Genomic DNA, 8134 nt, shown 5'->3' with positions numbered 1-8134 from the left:
TGCGCCCCCTGCCCCGGAAACACAAACACCGTCCCCCCGGACACCGACACCCCACCCGACACCACACACGACGACGGCTCACCCACCGCCAACGCCCGCAACCCAACCAGCAGTTGCTCACGGCTAGCAGCCACCACAACGGCTCTGCTCTCGAACCGCGAGCGCGTCGTGGCCAGCGACAGCGCGACATCGCCGACGCGTACGTCGTCCGCTCCGCACACCTCAAGCAACCGCTCCGCCTGCGCCCGCAACGCCTGCGGCGACCGTGCCGACACCACCCACGGCACCGGCCCACCCACCTCGGAAGCCCCCGCGACCACGGACTCCCGCGGCACCTCCTCCACGATCACGTGCGCGTTCGTCCCGCTGATTCCGAACCCGGACACTCCGGCCCGCCGTGGCCGGTCGCTCGCGGGCCAGGGTGTCGGTTCGGCGAGGAGGCGGATGTCACCCGCGCTCCAGTCCACGTACGGTGTCGGCTCGGTGAGGTGGAGGGTCCGGGGCAGCAGGCCGTGGCGCATCGCCAGGACCATCTTCATGACGCCGCCGACACCCGCGGCGGCCTGGGTGTGGCCGATGTTGGACTTGAGGGAGCCCAGCCACAACGGCCGCTCCTCCAGACGCTCTTGGCCATACGCGGCCAGCAACGCCTGCGCCTCGATCGGATCACCCAAGCGCGTACCCGTACCGTGCGCCTCCACCGCGTCCACGTCCTTCGCCGACAACCCCGCGTCCGCGAGCGCCGCACGGATCACCCGCTGCTGCGACGGACCGTTCGGAGCCGTCAGACCATTGCTCGCACCGTCCTGGTTCACCGCACTGCCCCGCACCACCGCGAGCACCGGATGACCGTTGCGCCGGGCATCCGACAACCGCTCCAGGAGCAGTACGCCGACGCCCTCGGCGAGGCCGAAGCCGTCGGCCTGTGCGGAGAACGCCTTGCAGCGGCCGTCGGGGGCCAGGCCGCCCTGGCTGCTGAACTCCACGAACATGCCGGGCGTCGGCATCACCGTCGCGCCGCCCGCGAGCGCGAGCGCGCACTCGCCGCGGCGCAGCGCCTGCACGGCGAGGTGCAGGGCGACCAGGGAGGAGGAGCAGGCCGTGTCGACGGTGACCGCGGCACCTTCCAGGCCGAGGGCGTAGGCGATGCGGCCGGAGGCGACGCTGCCGGTGTTGCCGGTGAGGAGGTGGCCGTTGCCGTCCGTCGCCTCGTGCAGGCGGGGGCCGTAGTCCATGGTCATCGCGCCGATGTAGACGCCGGTGCGGCTGCCGCGCAGCGTGTGCGGGTCGAGCCCCGCGCGCTCCAGGGTCTCCCAGGAGGTCTCCAGGAGGAGCCGCTGCTGCGGGTCCATGACGAGCGCCTCGCGGGGTGAGATGCCGAAGAACTCGGCGTCGAAGCGGTCGGCCTCGTGCAGGAAGCCCGCCTCGCGCTGGTAGTGGCGGCCGGGCCCGGTGTCCTCGGGCGCGCAGGCGCCCGCGGTGCTCCAGCCCCGGTCGCCGGGGAACTCCGTCACGGCGTCGGTGCCGTCGGCGAGGAGGCGCCACAGGCGCTCGGGGGTGTCGGCGCCGCCGGGGAAGCGGCAGCCCATCGCGACGATCGCCACGGGGTCCTCGTCCATGGCCGTCGCGGGCGCCTCGGCGGGTGCTTCCCGCCGGGCGCCGCCGAGGAGTTCGTCGCGCAGCGCTTCGGCGAGCGCGCGCGGTGTCGGATGATCGAAGACGGCTGTCACGGGCAGCGACGCGGCGCCCGTGGCGGCGGCGACGCGGTTGCGGATCTCCACGGCGGTGACGGAGTCGAGGCCGAGGCCGGTGAAGGTGGCGTCGGGGTCGACGGGGCCCGGTTCGCCGAGCACGGCGGCGACTTCGTGGCCCACCAGACGCAGCAGCCGTTCGCGCTGCCCCGTGGCGGTGAGGGGGGCCAGTTCGTCGCGGAGGGCCGTGCGCGGGTCCTCGGCGCCGGAGTCGTCGGCCGCGTCCAGGAGCTCCGCGGGGAGGTCCAGGGGCCGGGCGTCGAGCCCTTCGTGGAGGGCCTCGGGGTCGGGGGTCACGCCGCCGTGGACGTACATCTCGCCTAGTGCGGTGAGGAATTGGGTGCGGTCGCCGTGGTCGCGGCGGAGTGTCGCGCCGACGTGGGCCGTGACGCCGTGCTCGGCGGCGATCGCCTGGAGCGCGGTGGTGAGGACCGGGTGCGGGCTGATCTCTAGGAGGGTGTGGTGGCCGTCCCGGAGCAGGGCGGCGGCAGCCTGGTCGAAGCGGACGGTGCGGCGCAGGTTGCGGGCCCAGTAGGCGGCGTCCAGGGCCGGTTCGGCGAGGAGGTCGCCGGTAAGGCCCGAGTAGTACGGCAGGTGGGCGGGGAGCGGCCGGACGGGGGCGAGGTCGGCGTGGAGGCGGGGCACGATGGCGTCGATGTGCGGGGAGTGGGCGGCCAGCCCGACGGCGATGCGGCGCGCGTGCAGGCCCGCGGCGGTGAGCCGGGCGGTCAGCTCGGTGGCGGCCTCGGTGTCGCCGGACACGATCACGGAGCGTGGACCATTGACGGCAGCAACTCCCAACTTGCCTTCATAGTCGGCCAATTGGGCTTCGACGTCGCCGAGGGACGCCATCACGGAGACCATCTCGCCGCGCCCGGACAGGGTCGCCTGGGCCTGGCTCCACAAGGCGACGACACGGGCACTGTCGTCGAGGGAGAGGGCGCCGCTGACGGCGGCCGCGGAGATCTCGCCGCAGCTGTGTCCGAGCACCGCGGCGGGCTCCACGCCGTGGTCGCGCCAGAGTCCGGCCAGGCCGACGCCGACGGCGAACAGGGCGGGCTGGACGACGTCGGGCCGCTCCAGCGGGGGCGCGCCGTCGGCCGCGCGCAGCACGTCCATGAGGGACCAGTCGACGAAGGGTTCGAGGGCTTGCGCGCAGGCGTCCACGCGCGCTCCGAACCAGGGTGCGGAGTCGAGGAGCCGTGCGGCCATGGCGGGCCACTGGGAGCCCTGTCCGGGGAAGACGAAGGCGATGCCGCCGCCGGGCCCTGCGGGTCCTTCGGTGAGGCCGGGGGCGCCGCGCCCGTCGGCGAGGGCGTCGAGGCGCTCCAGGAACGCGTCGCGGTCGCCCGCCACCAGGGCGGCGCGCCGTCCGGCGGTGGTCACGGCGCGGGCGAGGGTGAGGCCGACGTCCGCCGGGCGCCACTGCGGCAGGGCGCGCAGGTGGTCGCGCAACCGCCGCGCCTGTGCCGTCAGGGCGCCCCGCCGTGCGGCGGACAGGGCCCACAGGAGGGGGGTCCCGGCGGGGGACTCGGGCACGTTCACGCCATGGCTCCTCAGGACGTACGGGACAGGGACGGCGGGGCGCGCGCCGGTGCGACACGGCCGTGCGGGGCCCGCCGGGGCACGGCGGATCCGCACGGCCGGGCACGGGCACGGCGCGCGCCTCAGCGGACGAAGGCGGGGTGACGGGGTGGAGGTCGGTCGGGGCGCTGCGTCAGTACAGGCCCTCGGGGGCGGAGTTGGTGACCTGGAGCGGACGGACGTCGGCGACGCCGTCGCAGGGCCACTGGCTGTCGGTGTGCCGTACGGCCTGGTCGCGTTCCAGGACGTTCGGCAGGAAGAGGTCGTCGTGCAGGACGGTCAGGCGGACCTGTCCGCCCGCACCGGGCGCGACGACGGCCCGCCAGTCGTCCTTGCGTACGACGGCCATCGTCACCTGCGGGTAGTTCGGCATGTACGGGATCGGGCCGCCGTCGTCCGGCACGCCGAGGCAGGCGGCGTTGCCGAGGGTGTTGCCGTAACTGATGCCGCAGAGGCCGCCGTTGAGGACGGCGCGGAAGTCGCGGTACATGGCGGTGTTGATCTGGGTGCCGCTCAGGCGCACTCCGGCGAGGGCACCGACGCGGTCGGGGTCGCGCCGGCACAGGGCCGCGAAGAGCGCGGGGGTGGTGTTGACGTAGTCGACGGCGCCTTGGTCCAGGGCGTCCACGACCTGGTCGAGGAGGTGGTCGGTGTACCGCTGGACGTCGGCCATGCGGCCTTCGCGGATGAGGCGCTTCACCCAGCGGGGGTCCATGTCGATGGCGTACACCCGGCCCGCGTACAGGTCGGCGACCTCCCAGACGCCGTGCCCGATGAGGTGCGGCCCGGTGGGGGTCGCCTGGAGCCAGGCGCGGCCGGGCGCGAAGCCTTCGTGGACGAAGGACCAGCGGCGCCAGAGCGCGCGGTGGCGGATCATGGCGGGGGTGTAGAAGAGGCGGCAGGGGGTGCCGGTGGTGCCGCCGGTGTCCCAGACGCGCCCGGCGAGCGGCCGGGGCACGGATCGCGGCACGAGGTCCGTGGGGTCCAGGGTGCGCAGTTCCGCGAGGGGGAAGGGGCCGAAGGCCGTGAGGTCCTCGTAGCGCGTGATGTCGAGCGGCTCGAAGTCGAGCCGCTCACGGCGGCGCAGCCAGTAGGGGCTGCCGTGGTCGGGGTGGAAGGTGCGCCGGACGACTCTGCGGGTCCATTCGTCCCTGTCGATGCCGAGCCAGTCCTGGACGACTAAGTCGGGGTCGACTTCGCACGGTTGTTCCCGCACGCCTCCTTGTACGGTCGCCCACATATCAGACTCCCTGCATGTCGGAGCCGACGAAGGAGAAGTCGATCCCCAAGTCGTAGGCCTGGCTGACGGCGAGTTGAATGTGGTCTGTTGCTTCCACGTGAACAACAGGGAACGGGAAGGCGAGGACGCCTTCAGGAATGGAGGGGCCCACTACGATGCCCAGGCGCACATCGCGCTCCCGCATGCCCTCGTAGACGTCGACGAGGCTGATCGGATCCGTGGAATTCCGCTCGAACATGTGACGCACGTCGTCCGCTGTTTTCAGTTCTCGGCGCTCCAGGCAGGAGAACAGCGGAATACGGGGGGCCGTGAACGGCATCTCCGCCAGATAGGGCGAGATGAAGTCGCGGAAAGGCTGGCGCAGCGGCGAGTGCACACCGATGGCGCGGTCGGGCAGCGGCACGATCGTGCCGGGCGGAGCGTCGGCGGCCAGTTCCTCGATGGCCGCACGGTGCCCGGCGAGCATCATGATGCGCTGCGAGGCGTCGGCGACGGGGCCGAAGTCACCGGCGAGGTGGAGGTGCGCGCGCCCGCGCCAGGGCCACGCGGACCCCGCGTCCTCGGCGGGCACGAAGGCGAGAGCCATGCCCTCTTCGGGGTCCGAGGGCCGTGGACCTGGGGCTTCCGCCGTCCGGGCCAGCAGGGTGAACAGGGATCTGCGGTCCAGGCCCCCGGCCAGGCAGCTGGCCGTCATGGCCCCCAGGCTCAGGCCTCCGACCACGTCCGGGCGCAGCCCGGCCGCGGCGAGCAGGTCGTGCACGGCGACGGCGAGCGCCGCTTCGCGGATCGTCCCCGCGCTCTGCCGCCGCTCGCGCCCCTCGGGCAGTTCCGCGCGCAGGATCTGCTCGGGGGTCAGTCCGGTCCATTCGGATATCTCTTCGTACAGCGTCCGCACGGCAGCCGACGACTCGTACAGCTCGATCCCATGCGGTTCAGAACCCACACCGCCACCGAATAGGTACCCCAGAGCCATGCTCACTCCTGTTGCGCTTTGAACATCTCTTGCCGCATGCGCCGCGCGAATTCAGCACCGACCCCCGCCACCGCCATGACCTTCACAGGCTCTATGGAGGAAATCCACAACACCCAAGGAATATGGCACACGCCACCATCAAGTGAATCGATCTTCAAAATTTGAGAAACGAACCTCTTTGGAGACGGGCAGACCGAAAGCCCCTGACCGAGAAATCGAGGGCCGCCCCGACGGGGGCTGAGGTAAACAGGATCGGATTAACGTATGAGGCAGCGACCTTAACACCGAGGCCACGGCGCCGAAAGGGCGCCTTTCAGATCCGGCCACAGCGCGCTTTTGACGCCACTCGGCAATGCGATGTGACAAACAAGCCAGCGAGATCCGTTCCACGCGTCACCGCAGGCACCACCCGCCGCTGGAACAGCGGCCTCCATGGCATTCGGGGCTCCCGCCCGGGAGGCCGAAACCCGCCTCCGGCATGTGCTGCGCACAGTTGCCGAGTGCGTCTCGCGAGGTCCATCGAGGCCGCTGGTCTATACCCACCGTCTCCGCGAGGTGACGCAAAGCCACTTGCCCCCGGCACCGCGGGACGTCCGCACCGCCTCTCACCTTCGAACATGAGGCCGCATCGGCGACACACCTCACATCGGGGCGCCAGAGGCATCAGCGGAACATCAGCCGGACGTGAGCGGCGGACACCAACCTGGGGGACAACACCCCGTGGCGCCGCTTGGTGCGCGAACGCGGCAGCTGCTTACCTGACAGCGGAGGAGCGAGCGGTGGGCGCAGGTGTCTCCCGTCACCGTCGCACCTTTGGACCACCGTGGAACCTGGAGGTGCTCTAGCCCATGCAGTCGACCCTTGAGAGCGTTCCCACGACGCGGCCGGTGCTGGTGACCGTGCACGCGTCGGACCCGATCTCCCAGGCCGGGGTGGTGAGCCAGCTCCGGCAGTGCGCGGAGATCGCGGTGGCGGACGGCGCGCAGCACGACCGCGGCCACGTCGCCCTGCTCGTCGTCGGCACCGTGGACGAGGCGACCCTGGTGAGTGTGCGCAGACTCGTGCACGCGCAGAGCGCCCGGGTGGTCCTGGTGGTGGACCGGATGCGCGGGGCGGATGTGCTGGATGTCGCGGGCTGCGGTGTCACCGCGGTCGTGCGGCGGCGGGAGGCCACCCCGGCCCGGCTGCAGCGGGCGGTCCTCGCGGCCCACCGGGGCCACGGTGACTTACCGCCCGACCTGTTAGGCAGGCTCATCGCCCAGATGGGGCGGCTCCAGAACAGCGCGCAGGGCCCCGCGCACCTCACCCCGGCGGAGATGACACCGCGGGAGGTCGACATCCTCCGCCTGGTGGCGGACGGCCTCGACACCGCCGAGGTCGCCGCCAAACTCGCGTACTCCGAGCGGACCGTGAAGAACGACCTGCAGAACCTGACCTCGCGCCTTGGGCTGCGCAACCGGACCCACGCGGTGGCCTACGCGCTGCGCGCGGGCTACATCTGAGGCCGACGGGCCGCACCCGAGGCCGAACGGGGGCCGGACGAGCGAGTCGTCCGGCCCCCGTTCCCGTTCCCCCGCTCCGCCAAGCGGTCCTATGGAGCGCCCCACAGGGGCGCGGGGCTGTGCCGATATGCGGCTCCGCCGCGAAGGGGGTCCCCCCTGTTCGAGCGAAGCCGAGAACTTGGGGGAGCGACCAGCCACGACGGACCCGCAGGCGATCGACGGCCCATCGCGGCGATTCCAGCGAAGCGCTCAGCCGACGGCCACGGCTCCGCGCACCGCCTCGCCCACCACCGCGATCACCTCCGGCGCGCGCGAGCTGAGGTAGAAGTGGCCGCCGCGGAACTCCCGCAGCCGGAAGGCGGCCGTGGTGTGGGCGCGCCACGCGTCGGCTTCCCCGACCGTCGACTTCGGGTCGTCGTCGCCCACCAGGGCGGTGATCGGGCAGCCGAGCACCGCGTCCACGGAGCCGTACGTCTCGATGGCCCGGTAGTCGCTGCGGATGGCGGGCAGCACCATGCGCAGCAGTTCCTCGTCGCCGAGCACCTTCGCGTCGGTGCCGCTCAGGGCCTTCACATCGGCCAAGAGGCCGTCGTCGTCCCGCTGGTGGACGTTCTCCACGCGCCGCGTCGACGGAGCCCGTCGGCCGGAGGCGAACAGCATCGCGAGCGTGTGCCCGTCCCCTTCGAGCCTGCGGGCGACCTCGAACGCGAGGATCGCGCCCATGCTGTGGCCGAAGAACACCACGGGCCGGTCGAACAGCGGTGCCACCACAGGTGCCAGCCGGTCCGCCAGTACGCCGATGTCGTCCACGTTCGGTTCGTTGCGCCGGTCCTGGCGGCCCGGGTACTGGAGGGCCACCACGTCGGCGTCGTTCGCGAGCGCGGCCGAGACGGGGTGGTAGAAGCTCGCCGATCCGCCCGCGTGCGGGAAGCAGACGAGCCGGACCGGGGCGTCCGGTGCGGGGTGGAACCGGCGGAGCCAGAGGTCGCTGCCGTCGGTGGGTGTCATGTGCCTCGTCCGTTCTGCTGTCGTGGTCGGAGGTGAGTACTGCTGTCGTGGTGTCGGGTCGGGTGTGTCAGGTGAG

Annotated in this window: 5 protein-coding genes; 1 reads left to right on the top strand and 4 read right to left on the bottom strand. The window is 72.2% G+C overall.

The window, feature by feature from the left end; translation table 11 throughout:
• The 3 genes from ACIG3E_RS40740 to ACIG3E_RS40730 all read right to left on the bottom strand — a co-directional run.
• Positions 1-3296 (bottom strand): beta-ketoacyl synthase N-terminal-like domain-containing protein (locus ACIG3E_RS40740; protein WP_399626237.1); only part of this gene is annotated, 3296 nt, incomplete at its 3' end.
• Between the two features lie 172 nt (positions 3297-3468).
• Positions 3469-4551: an arylcarboxylate reductase gene (locus ACIG3E_RS40735; protein WP_399626235.1), complete on the bottom strand. Its 1083-nt coding sequence runs from the start codon at positions 4549-4551 to the stop codon at positions 3469-3471.
• A 25-nt stretch (positions 4552-4576) separates the two neighbouring features.
• On the bottom strand, positions 4577-5548 hold the full coding sequence (locus ACIG3E_RS40730; RefSeq protein WP_399626232.1) for an ACP S-malonyltransferase: 972 nt from the start codon (positions 5546-5548) through the stop codon (positions 4577-4579).
• Positions 5549-6396: 848 nt separating this feature from the next.
• Here ACIG3E_RS40730 and ACIG3E_RS40725 point away from each other — a divergent pair.
• Complete coding sequence (locus ACIG3E_RS40725; protein ID WP_399626230.1) at positions 6397-7050, top strand: response regulator transcription factor; 654 nt, start codon at positions 6397-6399, stop codon at positions 7048-7050.
• A 249-nt stretch (positions 7051-7299) separates the two neighbouring features.
• On the opposite strand, the gene ACIG3E_RS40720 is transcribed toward ACIG3E_RS40725, so the two are convergent.
• The gene (locus tag ACIG3E_RS40720) at positions 7300-8058 is read right to left on the bottom strand and encodes a thioesterase II family protein (RefSeq protein ID WP_399626229.1); all 759 of its coding nucleotides are present in this window, start codon (positions 8056-8058) and stop codon (positions 7300-7302) included.
• Positions 8059-8134 lie beyond the last annotated feature (76 nt).

It is taken from the genome of Streptomyces sp. NPDC053474 (assembly GCF_044544845.1).
Classification (GTDB): domain Bacteria; phylum Actinomycetota; class Actinomycetes; order Streptomycetales; family Streptomycetaceae; genus Streptomyces.
This window is presented reverse-complemented; position numbering and strand designations above follow the sequence as displayed.